General features: G+C 73.1%; 13 protein-coding genes and 1 pseudogene. 7 read left to right on the forward strand and 7 right to left on the reverse strand.

What is annotated here, in order from left to right:
- The first annotated feature begins 48 nt into the window (after window positions 1–48).
- On the forward strand, window positions 49–1,029 hold the full coding sequence (locus ICW72_RS14230) for a tripartite tricarboxylate transporter substrate binding protein BugD (RefSeq protein ID WP_191083315.1): 981 nt from the start codon (window positions 49–51) through the stop codon (window positions 1,027–1,029).
- Window positions 1,030–1,070: 41 nt separating this feature from the next.
- On the opposite strand, the gene ICW72_RS14235 is transcribed toward ICW72_RS14230, so the two are convergent.
- Window positions 1,071–2,036, reverse strand: coding sequence for a Bug family tripartite tricarboxylate transporter substrate binding protein (locus ICW72_RS14235; RefSeq protein WP_191083316.1), 966 nt, complete (start codon window positions 2,034–2,036; stop codon window positions 1,071–1,073).
- Between the two features lie 163 nt (window positions 2,037–2,199).
- Between ICW72_RS14235 and radA the strand changes: the two are divergent.
- From radA to ICW72_RS14255, 4 genes and pseudogenes are all read left to right on the forward strand, one after another.
- Window positions 2,200–3,614 (forward strand): annotated as a pseudogene (gene radA, locus ICW72_RS14240) (DNA repair protein RadA).
- 25 nt (window positions 3,615–3,639) lie between these two features.
- Complete coding sequence (locus ICW72_RS14245; RefSeq protein ID WP_191083317.1) at window positions 3,640–4,200, forward strand: CvpA family protein; 561 nt, start codon at window positions 3,640–3,642, stop codon at window positions 4,198–4,200.
- Between the two features lie 5 nt (window positions 4,201–4,205).
- The gene (gene purF / locus ICW72_RS14250; protein WP_191083318.1) at window positions 4,206–5,687 is read left to right on the forward strand and encodes an amidophosphoribosyltransferase; all 1,482 of its coding nucleotides are present in this window, start codon (window positions 4,206–4,208) and stop codon (window positions 5,685–5,687) included.
- Window positions 5,684–6,388 (forward strand): SDR family NAD(P)-dependent oxidoreductase, encoded by a 705-nt coding sequence (locus tag ICW72_RS14255; protein ID WP_191083319.1) that lies wholly within the window; start codon window positions 5,684–5,686, stop codon window positions 6,386–6,388. The genes purF and ICW72_RS14255 overlap by 4 nt, the downstream gene beginning before the upstream one ends.
- Here the strand turns inward: ICW72_RS14255 and ICW72_RS14260 are convergent.
- Window positions 6,385–7,326, reverse strand: coding sequence for an NAD(P)-binding domain-containing protein (locus tag ICW72_RS14260; RefSeq protein WP_191083320.1), 942 nt, complete (start codon window positions 7,324–7,326; stop codon window positions 6,385–6,387). The genes ICW72_RS14255 and ICW72_RS14260 overlap by 4 nt on opposite strands.
- Before the next feature lie 117 nt (window positions 7,327–7,443).
- Here ICW72_RS14260 and ICW72_RS14265 point away from each other — a divergent pair, with 117 nt between their 5' ends.
- Window positions 7,444–8,367: a lysophospholipid acyltransferase family protein gene (locus ICW72_RS14265; RefSeq protein WP_191083321.1), complete on the forward strand. Its 924-nt coding sequence runs from the start codon at window positions 7,444–7,446 to the stop codon at window positions 8,365–8,367.
- Window positions 8,368–8,370: 3 nt separating this feature from the next.
- On the opposite strand, the gene ICW72_RS14270 is transcribed toward ICW72_RS14265, so the two are convergent.
- From ICW72_RS14270 to ICW72_RS14285, 4 genes are read right to left on the reverse strand one after another with little or no spacing between them, the layout of a single operon-like run.
- The gene (locus ICW72_RS14270) at window positions 8,371–9,174 is read right to left on the reverse strand and encodes an ABC transporter permease (protein WP_191083322.1); all 804 of its coding nucleotides are present in this window, start codon (window positions 9,172–9,174) and stop codon (window positions 8,371–8,373) included.
- Window positions 9,171–9,920, reverse strand: coding sequence for an ABC transporter ATP-binding protein (locus ICW72_RS14275; protein ID WP_223880598.1), 750 nt, complete (start codon window positions 9,918–9,920; stop codon window positions 9,171–9,173). Before ICW72_RS14275 ends, ICW72_RS14270 begins: the two co-directional genes overlap by 4 nt.
- 60 nt (window positions 9,921–9,980) lie before the next feature.
- The gene (locus ICW72_RS14280; RefSeq protein WP_191083324.1) at window positions 9,981–11,138 is read right to left on the reverse strand and encodes a hypothetical protein; all 1,158 of its coding nucleotides are present in this window, start codon (window positions 11,136–11,138) and stop codon (window positions 9,981–9,983) included.
- The gene (locus ICW72_RS14285) at window positions 11,135–11,722 is read right to left on the reverse strand and encodes a hypothetical protein (RefSeq protein ID WP_191083325.1); all 588 of its coding nucleotides are present in this window, start codon (window positions 11,720–11,722) and stop codon (window positions 11,135–11,137) included. The genes ICW72_RS14280 and ICW72_RS14285 overlap by 4 nt, the downstream gene beginning before the upstream one ends.
- A 556-nt stretch (window positions 11,723–12,278) precedes the next feature.
- On the opposite strand from ICW72_RS14285, the gene ICW72_RS14290 reads away from it, so the two are divergent.
- Window positions 12,279–13,652, forward strand: coding sequence for a bifunctional heptose 7-phosphate kinase/heptose 1-phosphate adenyltransferase (locus ICW72_RS14290; RefSeq protein ID WP_191083326.1), 1,374 nt, complete (start codon window positions 12,279–12,281; stop codon window positions 13,650–13,652).
- A gap of 31 nt (window positions 13,653–13,683) precedes the next feature.
- Here the strand turns inward: ICW72_RS14290 and ICW72_RS14295 are convergent, their stop codons facing one another.
- Window positions 13,684–15,054, reverse strand: a complete 1,371-nt coding sequence (locus ICW72_RS14295; RefSeq protein WP_223880599.1) for a lytic transglycosylase domain-containing protein — start codon at window positions 15,052–15,054, stop codon at window positions 13,684–13,686.
- Between the last annotated feature and the right edge of the window lie 43 nt (window positions 15,055–15,097).

The raw sequence follows: 15,097 nt of genomic DNA on the forward strand, positions 1-15,097 counted from the left end.
ACCAAAACATCCCCAGTCATCCTCGAAATCCCCCCGGGAGAAACCTCCATGTCGCAATTCACGCGCCGCGCCCTGCCGGCGCTCGGTCTTGGGCTGGCCGCCCCTGCCATCGCCTCGGCCCAGTCCTTCCCGACGCGCAACCTCAGCATCGTGGTGCCCTTCGCGGCCGGTGGCCCGACCGACACGGTGGCGCGGCTGGTGGCCCAGGGGATGACGGCCAATCTCGGCCAGAACGTGATCGTGGAGAATGTGGCGGGCGCCGGCGGCTCGCTGGGTGCCCAGCGCACGGCCCAGGCGCGGCCCGACGGCTACTCCCTGCTGGTCCACCACATCGGGATGAGCACCATCCCCACCCTGTATCGCCGCCTGGCCTATGACCCGGTGAACGGGTTCGAGACCATCGGCCTCATCACCGAAGTGCCCATGACCATCGTGGCGCGGCGCGATTTCCCGGCCAACAACCTCCAGGAACTGATCGAGGTGGTGCGCCGCGACCGTGAGCGCATCAACCTCGCCAATGCCGGCATCGGCGCGGCCTCGCACCTCTGCGGCCTGCTGTTCCAGTCGGCGCTGAACGTGCCGCTGACCACGGTGCCCTATCGCGGCACGGCGCCGGCCATGGCGGACCTGATGGGCGGCCGCGTGGACATCCTCTGCGACCAGACGACCAACACCACCCAGCAGATCTCGGCTGGCCAGGTGCGCGCCTATGCCGTGACGACGCGCGAGCGCGTGTCGGCCCTGGGTGACCTGCCCACCGCCGCCGAGGCCGGGCTGCCGGGCTTCGAGGTCAGCGTGTGGCACGGCATGTATGCCCCGCGCGGCACGCCCGCGCCCGTGGTGGAGCGCCTGTCCCAGGCCCTGCAGGCCGCGCTGCGCGAGCCCTCGCTGATCGAGCGCTTCGCCGCGCTGGGCACCGCCCCGGTGGCGCAGGAGCGCGCGACGCCCGCCGCCCACCGCGAGTTCTGGCAGGCGGACATCGCCCGCTGGCGCCCGGTGATCCAGGCCGCGGGCCAGTTCGCGGACTGATATGCGTGGGGGCGGGGCGCCATGCCCCGCCCTTGCCGCCCTCAATCGGCGGTGATGCCGGCCTCGCGCACCAGCGAGGTCCACATGGCGCGGTCCTCGCGCAGCTTGGCATCCAGCTCCGCCCCCGGGGCGAAGCGCGGGAAGGTGCCCAGGCTGGTGAGCGTCCGCGGCAGGTCGGTGTTCTCGAAGACCCAGCGGAGGTTGTCCTCCAGCCGCTGCCGGATGGGCGCCGGGGTGGCGGTGGGCGCCGCGATGCCCTGCCAGCTGGCGAAGACCCAGTCCATGCCCTGTTCGCGCACCGTCGGCACGTCCGGCAATTGCGGGTGGCGCTCGGCCGAGGTGATGCCGATGACGCGCACGCGCCCGCCCTCATGCGCCCCGCGCACCACGCTGTAGCCGTCCAGCATCATCTGCGTGCGGCCGCCCAGCAGGTCCTGGAGGGCGGGGGCGGAGCCGCGATAGGGCACATGCACGATGTCCACGCGGGCCTGGCGCTTCCACACCTCGAAGGCCAGATGCGGCACGCCGCCCGAGCCGCCGGAGCCGAAATTCAGCTCGCCCGGCCGCGCCCTCGCCGCCGCGATCAGGTCCGGGACGGTGCGGATGGGGCTGTCGGCATTCACCACGAAGACCAGCGGGCCCAGGGTGATCTGCCCCACGAAACGGAAATCGCGCGAGGTGTCGAAGGTCAGGTTGGGGAACAGCGCATGCGTCATGGCGAAGTTGCCGACATTGCCCTGGAACAGGGTGTTGCCGTCGGGCGGCGCCTTGCTGACGAAATCCATGGCGATGTTGCCATTGTTGCCGGCGCGGTTGTCGATCACGACGGGCTGGCCCAGCCGCTCGCTCCAGCGCTGCGCGATGGGGCGGGCCAGGGCGTCCACGCCGCCGCCGGCGGGAAAACCCACCACGACGCGGATGGTGCCCGATTGGGCGCGCAGGATGCCGGGGGCGGCCAGCAGGGTGGCGGCAGGCGCGATCAGCGCCGCGCGGCGGGTCAAGGACATGATTTTTCCTCCGGTTTATTGTCCGGAAGGCTGGCCGCTGGCGAGGGCCGATGCAAGCCCGGCATGCCAAGACGAATCCGCAAATTTCCGCGATGCTGGAACCGAACGCCTGGGAGCCATGGCATGATGCGACGACCCCGACCCGTGCCGGCCCGGTAGCCTGATGGCGAAGGAACGCACCCGCTTCGTCTGCCAGTCCTGCGGCGCCGTCCATCCCAAGTGGCAGGGCCGCTGCGATGGCTGCGGCGAATGGAACACCCTGGTCGAGGAAGCCGCCCGCACCGGACCCGGCCCCGGCGCCAAGGCGCCGCCTGGCAAGGGCATCACCATCCTGGGGCTTCAGGGCGAGACCGCGCCCCCGCCCCGCCACCTGACCGGCATCGCGGAGCTGGACCGCGTGCTGGGCGGCGGCTTCGTCCCGGCCTCGGCCGTGCTGGTGGGGGGGACCCGGGCATCGGCAAGTCCACCATCCTGTTGCAGGCGGCGGCGCGGATGGCCGGCGCGGGCAAGCGCGTCCTCTACATCTCGGGCGAGGAGGCGGTGGCGCAGGTGCGGCTGCGCGCCCAGCGCCTGGGGCTCACCGACAGCCCGATGGGATTGGCCTCGGCCAGTGCGCTGCGCGACATCACGGCCACGCTGGAGCATGAGCGCGAGGCCGCGCTGGTGGTGATCGATTCCATCCAGACCATGTGGCTGGACACGCTGGATTCCGCGCCGGGCACGGTGGCCCAGGTGCGCGCCTGCTCCAACGAGTTGATCCGGCTGGCGAAGTCCCGCGGTTTCGCGCTGGTGCTGGTGGGGCATGTGACGAAGGAGGGCACCCTGGCCGGCCCCCGCGTGCTGGAGCACATGGTGGACGCCACCCTCTATTTCGAAGGCGACCGAGGGCATCAATTCCGCATCCTGCGCGCGGTGAAGAACCGCTTCGGCGCCACGGACGAGATCGGGGTCTTCGAGATGACCGAGGGCGGGCTGATGGAAGTCCCCAACCCCTCGGCCCTCTTCCTGGCCGAGCGGCGCGGCAACATCTCGGGCAGCGCGGTCTTCGCGGGGCTGGAGGGCACGCGGCCCGTGCTGGTGGAGGTGCAGGCGCTGCTGGCCCCTTCCTCGGGCGGCTCGCCGCGCCGGCAGGTGGTGGGCTGGGATGGCGGGCGGCTCAACATGCTGCTGGCGGTGCTGGAGGCGCGCTGCAACCTCACCTTCGCCCAGGCCGATGTCTATCTGAACATCGCGGGCGGGCTTCGCATCAACGAGCCGGCGGCGGATCTGGCCGTGGCCGCCGCCCTGGTCTCCGCCATGACCGACCGGCCCACGGAGCCCGATGCCGTCTATTTCGGCGAGGTGGGCCTCTCCGGCGAGGTCCGGCAGGTCTCCCAGGCCGAGCAGCGCCTGCGGGAGGCCCAGAAACTGGGCTTCGGCCAGGCCGTGCTGCCGCGCCGTGTGGCGCGCGGTTCCAAGCAGCCCGCCCCGGTGGAGGGGCTGCGGCTGACCGAGATCGGGCACTTGGCGGACCTGGTCGCGCCCTTCGCGGCGCAGACGGTGCGGCGCCGCTCCGGGGCCAAGGGTGACGCGGGGTGACGCCCCGGCTATACCGCGCCGCATCATGACCTGGGTCGATGGCGTCCTCCTCTTCGTGATGGTGATTTCCGCCATCCTCTCCCTCCTGCGCGGTTTCGTGCAGGAATTCCTGGGCGTGGCCGCCTGGATCGGCGCGGCCTTCGCGGCCTTCGCGCTCCAGGAAAGCCTCACGCCCCTGCTGGCCGGCGTGGTGGAGCCCGACTGGCTGGCCGATGCCATCGTCATCGGCGGCACCTTCCTGGTGGTGCTGATCGTGCTGAAGCTGGTCATCCACGCCATCGCCGGCCGGGTGCAGGACAGCGCGCTGGGCGGGCTGGACCGTTCGCTGGGCTTCCTCTTCGGCCTGGCGCGCGGCGCCTTCCTGGCGGTGCTGGCCTATGTCATCGCCGGGCTCTTCGTGCCGGCGGTGGACCGCTGGCCGGAGCCGGTGCGGGACGCCATGGCCCTGCCCTATGTGGTCGAGGGCGCGCGCTGGCTTGCGGACCGCCTCCCGCAGGAGTATCGCCCGCGCATAGCAGAACCGCCCGAGCGCCGCATGCCCACGCAGGATGACCTGTTGCGCCCGCCCGCCCGCGACCGCATCTGAAGGTCATGCGCATGCCCCAAGCCGAAACCCTCTCCTCTCCCCACGGCCTGGGGAATGACGACGACCATTTCCACGAGGAATGCGGCGTCATCGGTGTCTGGAACGGCAAGGACGCCGCGGCGCTGACCGCGCTCGGCCTGCATGCGCTGCAGCACCGGGGCCAGGAGGCCTCGGGCATCGTGGCGCTGAGCGAGAAGGGCGAGTTCCATTCCCATCGCGGCCTCGGCCTGGTGGGCGACATCTTCGGCGATGCCAAGGTGATGGCGGGCCTCCCTGGTACCGCCGCCTGCGGCCACAACCGCTACGCCACCACGGGCGAGACGGCGCTGCGCAACGTCCAGCCCCTCTACGCGGATTTCGAGTTCGGCGGCCTCGCCGTGGCGCATAACGGCAACCTGACCAATGCCGGCCAGTTGCGCCGCGCCCTGGTCCGCCGCGGCTGCCTCTTCCAGTCCAGCACGGACAGCGAGGTCTTCGTCCACCTCATCGCCATCAGCCTCTATTCCAACGTGGTGGACCGGCTGATTGACGCGCTGAAGCAGGTCCAGGGCGCCTATTCGCTGGTGGCGCTGCACAATGGCGCGCTGATCGGCGCGCGGGACCCGCTGGGCGTGCGCCCCCTGGTGCTGGGCAAGCTGAACGAGGGCTGGGTGCTGGCCAGCGAAACCTGCGCGCTGGACATCGTGGGCGCCGAATTCGTCCGCGACATCGAGCCGGGCGAGATCGTCGTCATCAACGACGAGGGCATCCGCAGCCTCAACCCCATGCAGCCCGCCCCGTCGCGCTTCTGCATCTTCGAATACATCTACTTCGCCCGGCCGGATTCGGTGGTCGAGGGCACGCCCGTCTATGAGACGCGCAAGCGCATCGGCGCCGAACTGGCCCGCGAAAGCCATGTGGCGGCCGATGTGGTCGTGCCCGTGCCCGACAGCGGCGTGCCGGCGGCCATGGGCTATGCCATCGAGGCGGGGGTTCCCTTCGAGCTCGGCATCATCCGCAACCATTATGTGGGCCGCACCTTCATCGAGCCGACGGACCAGATCCGCCACCTGGGCGTGAAGCTCAAGCACAGCGCCAACCGCGCCATGCTGGAGGGCAAGCGCGTGATCCTGGTGGATGACAGCATCGTGCGCGGCACAACCTCGAAGAAGATCGTGGAGATGGTCCGCAACGCCGGCGCGGCCGAGGTGCACATGCGCATCTCCTCGCCGCCCACCACCCATTCCTGCTTCTACGGGATTGATACGCCGGAGCGCGCGCAGCTTCTCGCCGCCCAGCATGACCTGGAGGCCATGGCCAAGCTGATCGGCGTGGACAGCCTCGCTTTCATCTCGCTGGACGGGCTGTATCGCGCCCTGGGCCGCCCGGGGCGTGACGCCGCGAGCCCGGCCTATTGCGACGCCTGCTTCACCGGCGACTACGCCATCCCGCTGACCGATTGGTCCAACGCGCCCGAATCCAAGGCCAAGGCCGCCATCCCCGCATGAACGACACGACACTGAAGGGGCAGGTGGCGCTGGTCACCGGCGCCTCGCGCGGGATCGGCCGCGCCACGGCCTTGGCACTGGCCGCGCGCGGCGCCCATGTGGTGCTGACCGCCCGCACCCAGGGCGCGCTGGAGGAGGCGGATGACGCCATCCGCGCCATCGGCGGCAGCGCGACCCTGCTGCCGCTCGACCTCATCCGCGAGGCCGACCAGATGGACGCCATCGGCCCCTCGCTGGTGGAACGCTTCGGCCGGCTGGACATCCTGGTGCATGCGGCGGGGCATCTCGCCCGCCTGACGCCGGCCGCGCATATCGTGCCCAAGGACTGGTCGGACAGCCTGGCGGTGAACGCCACCGCCGCTTGGCGCCTGATCCGCACTTGCGACCCGCCGTTGCGCGCCGCGCCTGCCGGGCGCGCCCTGTTCCTGACCGACGGCCAGGCGGACCAGGCCTATTGGGGCCTCTATGGCGCGGCCAAGGCGGCGGCGGCGCATCTGGTGGGCTGCTGGGCGGCCGAGGTCGCCCGCACCCCGCTGCGCGTGGCGCTGCTGGACCCGGGGCCGGTGAACACCAAGCTGCGCTCCTTCGCCTTCCCGGGCGAGGACCCGGCCTCCATCCGCCAGCCCGAGGCGGTGGGCGAGGCCATCGCGTCCCTGGTCGCGGGCGGTGACATCGCGCAGGGCGCGACGATCCGCATCTAACCCAAGGCGCGGGCCAGCGTCGGCCCGTCCAGCGCCGCCAGCACCGGGTGGGGGGACGCCCCGCCCCCCATGCCCGCCTTCAGGATGGCCAGCGCCCCGCCCAGCAGCGGCAGGGGTGTGCGCGTGGCGCGGCCCAAGGCGGCCAGGAATTCCAGCCCGTGCAAGGTCTCGGCCAGGGGCGGGTCGGCCAAGGCGCCCGTGCCGGCCAGCAGCTCATCGAGGCCCGGCAGCACGCGCCCGCAGGCGGCGGCCAGCGCGTCGCGCTCCCGCCCGAAGGCGGCCAGCAGGCGGAGCGGGGCCTCCTCCATCCGCGCGGGGGCCAGCAGCCGCGCGGCGCCGACCAAGGCCATGGGGTCGGCCAGCCCCGCCGCCAGCATGTCGGGCAGCGGGTCCACCGGCACGGCGAAGATGCGCCCGGTCAGCGCCGCCAGGGCCGGCGCCGCGGCGGCCGGCAGCCCGGCCAGCCAGAGGCGCGGCCGCTGCCCCGTCACCAAAAGGCTGCCATCGCCATGGCGTTGCGCCAGCAGGGGCAGGGCGGGCAGGGCGCCGATACGCGGCACGCCGCCCCGCGCCAGCAATTCCCGTTGCAGCAGCAGCGCGGCCAGCCCGCCCGAGGGCGCGAAGATCAGCGCCGGATCACCCCGCAGCGCGCCCGCGATCCGCACCACGCCGCCCGGCAGCACGGCGGGCGGCAGGCAGATCAGCACCGCATCGGCGCCCTCCATGGCCCGGCCGAGATCGGCCGCCACGCGCACCGGCCAGCGCCCGGCCAGGGCGCCGCGCGTCGTCACCGAACCCAGGATGTGCCGCGTGCCGCCGCCGCGCGGCGACCACAGCACCGCCTCATGCCCCCGCGCGGCCGCCAGGGCGGCCATGGCGGTGCCCGCCGGCCCCGCGCCCAGCACCGCGACTCGCAGGGGTTTCCCGGCCGGTTCCATCGCGCGACATTGCGGCCTGCGCGCCGGGCGCGACAACCCCGGGTTCGGTGGCAGGCTTCATCATCTTGTCGCCATCCCGTCATTGCCTTGACCCCATGGATGCGGATAGCTGCCCGGATGACCTCCGACGCCACGGCCTTCACCGGCGCCCCCGCCGGCACGCCAGCCCCGGGCGCGCGCCGGCTGCGGCGCGGCCGCCCCTTGCGCTTCCGCCCGCGCCTTCCCGGGCCGATCTGGAACGACGTGCTGGGCGAGCGGCCCGAAGGCGGCCGGCTGCGCGCCATGCGCCGGATGGTGACCGCGCTGGTCTTCACCCTGTTGTGCATGCCCATCCAGGCGGTGCTGCTGCTCTTGCCCGGTCCGGCCAAGAGCGCCTTTCCGCGCTTCTACCACCGCACCCTGTGCTGGCTGATCGGCCTGAAGCTGCGCGTCATCGGCCGGCCGGCGGGGGCGCCGCGCACCCTCTATGTGTCCAACCACTCCTCCTGGCTGGACATATTGGTGCTGGGCGCCACGCTGGATGCCCGCTTCGTCAGCAAGAGCGAGGTGGGCACCTGGCCCGTCATCGGCTGGGTGGCGAAGCTGGGGCGCACGGTCTTCGTCAGCCGCACCCGCGGCCGCACGGGCAGCGAGGCGCAGGAGATGCGCGCGCGGATGGAAGCGGGCGACAGCCTCATCCTCTTCCCCGAGGGCACCACCAGCGACGGCGCCCGCGTGCTGCCCTTCCGCTCCAGCTTCTTCGCCGTGGCCAATGCGGCGCAGCAGGTGCAGCCCGTGACCCTGGTCTATGACCGGCTGGGCGGGCTGCCGGTGGGGCGGCGGGACCGCCCCCTCTTCGCCTGGTATGGCGACATGGAGACGGCGAGCCACGCCTGGCGCCTGCTGCGCCGCACCGGCACCCGCGTCACGGTGGTGATGCACGCGCCCTTCGCGCCTGAGACCGTGCCCGACCGCAAGCTGCTGGCCGCCCGCGTGGGCCGCGCCGTCAGCGAGACGGCGGCGACCCTGCGCCAGAACCGCGAGGTGACGATCGGCATGTGAGGCTCACTCGCCGATGTTCAGCAGCGCGCCCCGCACCCGCGCGCCGCGCAGCTGCCCCATGAACAGCGCCGCCATGCCCGTGATCCAGATGAGGTTCAGCGCATAGGCGGCCGCCAGATGGTCCCAGGCGATGACGCCCTGGGTCAGCGCGGCGCGCATCCCCTCGAAGACATGCGCGGCGGGCAGGATCAGCGCCACGGGCTGCAGCCACACCGGCAGCACCGCCACCGGGTAGAAGACGCAGGCGAAAGGGGTGATGCCGAACAGCACCGACCAGGCCAGCGCCTCCGCCCCCGCGCCATAGCGCAGGATCAGCGAGGTCACGCCCAGCGCCACCGCCCAGCCCATCAGGATCAGCGCGGCGAAGAAGGCCACCAGCACCGGCCCCATGGAGAAGATGTTGAAGGCGTAGAGCACCCAGGCCAGCCCCATGGCCGGGATCACGCCCACCATGGCGCGCAGCAGGCTCATGGTCATCAGCGCCGCCACCATCTCGGCCGGGCGGATGGGCGAGACGAAGATGTGGCCCAGGTTGCGCGACCAGATCTCCTCGAGGAAGGAGATGGAGAAGCCCATCTGGCTCCGCAGCGCCGCCTCCCACAGCAGCACGCCGCCGATCAGCACGCCGGCCGCGATGCTGGTCACGTCATTCTGCAGGCCTGCCAGATAGGCGGTGACGAAGCCCCACACCACCATCTGCAGCGCGGGCCAGTACATCAGCTCGATGATGCGCGGCGGCGAACGCCGGAACAGGGCCAGGTGCCTGTAGACCAGCCCCCAGACGCGACGCAGCGAGGCGGCGTTCATGCCAGGGCCTCCGCGCGGGTGCCGCGGGCGATGTCGAGAAACACCTGTTCCAGGTCGTCGCGGCCATAGCGGGCGATGAGGTCGTCCGGGCTGCCCTCATCCACCACCCGCCCCTGCTTGAGCATCAGCACATGGCCGCAGAGGCGTTCCACCTCCGCCATGTTGTGGCTGGCCAGCAGGATGGCGCAGCCGGTCTCGTCCCGATACCGCTCCAGCCGGGTGCGGACCCAGTCGCCGGTGTCGGGGTCGAGGCTGGCGGTGGGCTCGTCCAGCAGCAGCAAGGCGGGCGTGTTGATCAGCGCCTTTGCCAAGGCGACGCGCGTCTTCTGGCCGGCGGAAAGATCACCGGCCGGGCGGTCAATGAAGTCGGTCAGCTGCAATTCCTCGGCGAGGCGGGCGATGCGCGCATCCAGCCCGCGCACGTCGTAGAGATGCCCATAGACCTTCAGATTCTCCCGCACCGACAGCTTGTGCGGCAGGGAGATGTAGGGGGACGAAAAATTCATCCGCGCCAGCGCCGCGAAGCGGTCCGTCGCCATGTCATGCCCCAGAGCCACCACACGTCCCGAGGTCGGCAGCAGCAGCCCCAGCAGCATGGCGATGGTGGTGGTCTTCCCCGCCCCATTGCCGCCCAGCAGCCCGAGCGTGGTGCCGGCGGTCAGGGTGAAGCTCAGCCCGTCCACGGCCGGGGGGCGGCCGGGGGCGTAGCGCTTGACGAGATTTTCGACGACGAGGGCATGGGTCACGCCCCAGATATGCGCCGACATGCTCCGCGGCACACCCCCCGGGCATGCTTGCCGCGCAGGTCAACGCCGCGCGTCCAGCACCTTCCCCATGAAGGCCGTGATGCCGCGCTGCCAGGCCCAGGCGATGGCCACCGGCGCGTCGGCGCCCATCAGCACCACCCGGTCGCGGTCCTTGGGCAGGGCAGCGTCGAGGGCGGCGCGTTCGGCGACGCTGCCCGCCAGCCATTCGGCGCGGAAGCGCAGCCGCACCAGCCCAGGGTCGAGCGCACGCAGGTCAATCCGCGCGAGGTGCCACGGCTCCAGCTCGTCCAGGCCGAGGGTCCAGCCGCGTTCCCGCGCCAGCCGCGCGGCCAGCGCCGCCCCCGCGGGGTCGGCCAGCACGTCGGAGAGCGGCACGCAGATCACGAGCTGCTCCCGCCCCGCGGGCCCCAGCGCGGCGTCGAAGCGCAGCCCCTCGGTCTCCGTCACGGAACCGAGGCTCAGCGGCAGGCAGGCCGGGTCCATGGCGCGGGCCACCTGCGGCCGGGCGAGCTCGGCCAGCAGGCGGCGCTCCGCCGTGCGGCGGAACAGGCGGCCCAGCGCCGGCGCGCCCGCCAGCGAGGCGCCCGGCAGCAGCCGCTCCATCAGGTCCGGCAGGTGGACGCGCGTCTCGGTCCAGAGCGGGGTGGGCGTGGCCTGGCCATCGCCCAGGCGCCAGATGGGGTGGTTGCGGAGCGCGGCGGCGAGGTCGGCCGTCGCCAGGGCGCGCAAGGCGGCGTCCAGGTCGGTGGCGGAGGGCAGCGGCAGGACCGTGGAGGGGGAGGCCGATTCGCGTTGCAAAACCAGCCCCATCGCGCCCTCGACCACGGAGAGCAGCCGTGCCCCCTCCACTGGCAGCCGCATCGTGGTGGAGAGCGGCCCGTCCGGCGCCTCCGGCAGCAGGCGGGAAAGGGCGGCGTGCACCTCCTCCAGGTGCTGGCCGGGCGGGGGCGAGACGATGACGAGGTCCCCGCCCGGCAGTTCGAAGCGGCGGGCGCGGGTGGGGCGCATGACCGGGGCCAGCACCTCGTCGATCATCTGGCGGTGCCGGGTTTCGCGCAGCGCCTCGGGCAGGGCGGAGAGGCGCAGATGCAACACCCGCCGTTCGACGCCCGAGGTCACGCAGTCGCGCACCAGGGCGGCCAGAGCCAGCGCCTCGGCCTGGGGCCCGACCTCGGGGCCGCTCAGGGCCATGCTCATGCCGGCACCTCCCACAACTGGCCCGGCACGCGGCACCAGGCGGGGATGTCGCGGCCGAGGGCGATGAAGCGCGGCGCATCCCCCAGGGGTGGCAGGGCTGGCGGCGCCGCGGGTGGAGGGGCGGCCAGCACATATCCGCCGCCCACGAGCAGCCCCGCCGCCTCCATATCCTTGCTGACGAAGCCCGTGTGCCAGCCCGCCGCCGCCAGCCCCTGCGCGAGGGCGGGAAAGCGCGGCTCCGCCAGGGCGGCCAGCGGCAGCAGCGCGATGGGGGTAGCCCGCCCACTCCTGCCGCCGCCCACCATCCGACTGCCCGGCAATCCCGCCAGTGGCAGGTCGAGCAGCAGGCGCAGCCCGGGGCGCATTGCCGGCAGCCGGCTCCGCAGCGCAGGGTCCGTCAGCGCCGCCAGCACGCGGCGGCAGAGCAGGGCGCGCGCCTGGGCGCGCAAATCGGGATCTTCCAGGGGCAGGTCGGCCGGCGCCAGCCGCTGCGCCACGGCCCGGGGGTCCGGCCCCTCGGCGAAGAAGGTGAGCCGCGCGACCTCCTCCATCGGCAGGGCGGCGCAATGCGCCTCCAGCGCCACAAGGCTCGTGGGCTGGGGAGGGGGGCGGGCAGCCGGTCCAGCCAGTCGTCCAGCTCGGCGGCCTCGCTGGGCAGGGTCCAGGTGGTGGGGCGGGTGCCGATGAGCCGGTGCAGCGCCTCGCCGGCCCTGGCGGCGGCGCCGGGCGCGGCGCCCAGCAGCAACTGCGCGCGCGGCCATGGCATGACATGGCCACCCCCTGCGCCGCCGCGTCCTCCAGGAAGGCGAGGGCGATGCGCCGCGCCATCGGGTCGGGCAGGTCGGGCATGGCCAGCACCAGGCTGTCCGGCGGCAGCGCGCGCAGCGTTGCCCGCACATCGCTGATGGCGGGTTTCATGCCCACGACGCGCGGCGGGCGTCGCGTCCGGATTTCGGTGGCGCCATGGTGGATGCCCCGTCGGTGGCGCGGCGGCTCATCCGTCGCGCGGGCCTTCTGCCCGCACCCTTTGTCTGCGAAAGTCGTTAAGGAAACGTGCCGCCGCCCGGCGGACATGTTTCGTCACTATATGTTGCGCTGCCACCTCCCGGCGGGTTAGGAAAATCCATGGTTTTTGACCCGATGTCCCAAGCCGGACGCGATGCGGTCAGCCCCGCCGAACTGGCGGAGGCCGTGAACAACCTCTCCCGCACCGCCGTGCTGGTGGTGGGCGACGCCATGGTGGACCGCTACATCTTCGGCACCGTGGGCCGCGTCAGCCCCGAGGCCCCGGTGCCCGTCCTCAACATTGACCGCGAGGTGGCGCTTCCCGGCGGCGCGGGGAATGTGGTGCGCAACCTCACCGCGCTGGGGGCGGCCGTCGCCTTCGTCTCGCTGGTGGGCGATGACGCGGCGGGCAGCGACCTGACGGGCCTCATCGGCGGGCAGTTGCGGGTGGAGCCCTGGCTGCTGGTGCAGGGCGGCCGCACCACCACCACCAAGACGCGCTTCCTGGCCGGCGGGCAGCACATGCTCCGCGCCGATCGCGAGGAATCCCAGCCCATCCATCCCCGCCTCGCCGACCGCCTCATCAAGATCGCGACCGACGCGGTGGCGGCCACCAGCACCGTGGTGCTGTCCGACTACGGCAAGGGCGTGCTGGCGGGCGACATTCCCGCGCGGCTCATCGCCGCCGCCCGTGCCTCCGGCCGCCGCGTGGTGGTGGACCCCAAGGGCGGCGACCATGCGCGCTTCGCCGGCGCCGACCTCATCATGCCCGAGCCCGATGAGCTGGCGGGCGAGACCGGCATGGCCGTGAATGACGAGACGAGTGCGGCCATCGCCGCCTCCATCCTCAGCCGCAAGCATGGTTTCGGCGCGGTGCTGGTGCCCCGCGTGCCGGACGGGCTGACGCTGCTGCAGGTGGAAGCCGATGGCAGCGAGACGGTGCGCCATTTCCGCGCCGAGGCGTCCGAGGTGCATGACCCCGCGGGCGGCGGCGATGCCGTGGTGGCGGCGGTGGCGGCGGGGCTGGCCTCGGGGCTGTCGCTCGCGGGCTGCGCGAGGTTGGCGGCGCTCTCGCTCGGCATCGTCAGCCGGAAATCCGGCATCGCCGTGGTCCGCACGGATGAGCTGCTGGAGGGGCTGACCCCCGGCCGGGGCGCGGCCCGCAAGCTGGTCTCCCTGCCGCTGGCCGTCGAGGTGATCGAGCGCTGGCGCCATCGCGGCTGGCGCATCGGCTTCCTGCCCGCCAATGGCAGCCCCTGCCCCGAGACCATCACCCAGGAGGCGCGCCGCTGGTGCGACCGCCTGCTGGTGGGCGTCGAGGATGAGAGCATCTGGGCCGGCGAGATGGCCGAGCGGCCGGAGGTGGACCTGGTCGCCGTGGGCGCCGGCGCCGGCCATGAGGACACGCTGCGCCTGCTGCGCCCCGATGTGGTGATGGCGCGGGATGTGGACCCGCGCCTGACCGCCCTGCTCAGCGAATGGGGCGGCCAGGTGAAGCTGCCGGGCTGAACCCGGCAGCCATTTCCCTACCCGGGTTCCCTTATTCGGGCGCGACGACCGCGCAGCCGCCGCTCAGCCGCGCGCAGGCCTGCTGCGCGGCGGCCTGGTTCAGCCCCGTGATGCGCGCGCGGAACAGCGTGCCCTGCGACACCTGCACCGCCATCACCTGCACCATGCCGCCGCTGCGCGCCTGGGTCTGGGCGTTCGCGGCCGCGCGGCGCGCCTGCTCGGGCGAGCGGAAGGCACCCACCTGCACACCCCAGCTCGCGGCCGGCGCGGAGGGGCGGGCCATCGCCACGGGCGTGGCGCGGGCCGGGGCGGTGAGGGTGGGCGCGGCAAGGGTGGACGCGGTGCGGGTCGGCGCGGCCAGCACGGGCGCGACGAGGGCGCTGGCCGGGCGCGGCGCCTGGCGGAAGCTCGCGGGCAGGGTGCTGGCCTGCGCCGTGCCGATCAGCCCCAGGCCGCGCGCCGGGGCGGCGGCCACCGGCAGAGCCGGCGGCGTGGAGTCCGACAGCGGCGGCAGCGCGCCCTGCGACTCGGCCAGCCGCGCCGCGCCCTCGGGCGTGGAGCCATCCGGGATGGGGTCCATGGCGGCGACGACGATGCGTCCGTCGGGCAGCACCCGCCCGCCGCTGGGCGAGATCACCGGCGCGGGGGCGGGCGCCGAGGCCAGCACCACCGGCGGCGCCGCGGCCGCTGGCGCGGGGGCCGGGGCGGGCGTGCGGCTGGCGAACATGGCGCCCTGCTCGCGGATCTGGCGCTGCTCGGCGAGGGCGAGGCGCGTGGCGGCGTCCATCCGGCGCGGGCCGGGCGGCACCTGCAGCGGGATTTCGGCGGCGGCGTAGATCTCGGCCGGCGCGCGGCGGCTCGGGCTGTGGCGGATCACGCCGGGGCCCACGCGGGCGACGTAGTTGCGCGTCTCGGGCGGCAGGCCGCGGCGGTTGTAGAGGAAGCCCTCCAGCCGGCCTGGCCCCGCGTTGTAGGCGGCCAGGAAGGCGGGCGAGCCGAAGAGGTCATACATCTGCCGGAGATAGGCGGTGCCGGCCATGATGCTGTCATAGGGGTGGTAGGGGTCATCCCCCAGCCCGTGGCGGGCCTGCAATTCGCGATAGGTGGCCGGCATCACCTGCATCAGCCCCATGGCGCCGGCGCGCGAGGTGACATGCGCGCGGCCGCCGGATTCCTGGCGCATCACCTCGCGGATCCAGGCCTCGGGCACGTCGAACCGGGCCGAGGCCTCACGGATCCAGGGGCCCCAGGGGTCGCCGGGCGGGCCCGGCGGCGTGGTGCTGCGGATTTGCGTGGAACTGGCGGCGGGCGTGCGCGCCTGCTGCTGCGATCCGCAAGCCGCCAGCACGCCCAGCGCGGCCAGCGCCAACACGGGCGCGGACAGGCGGCGGGCGCGTGCCATGGGTTGAAAGATCATCCCCGAAAACTCCCCCAATCGGCCTTGC

The sequence above is a fragment of the Roseococcus microcysteis genome, from assembly GCF_014764365.1.
Taxonomy (GTDB): domain Bacteria; phylum Pseudomonadota; class Alphaproteobacteria; order Acetobacterales; family Acetobacteraceae; genus Roseococcus; species Roseococcus microcysteis.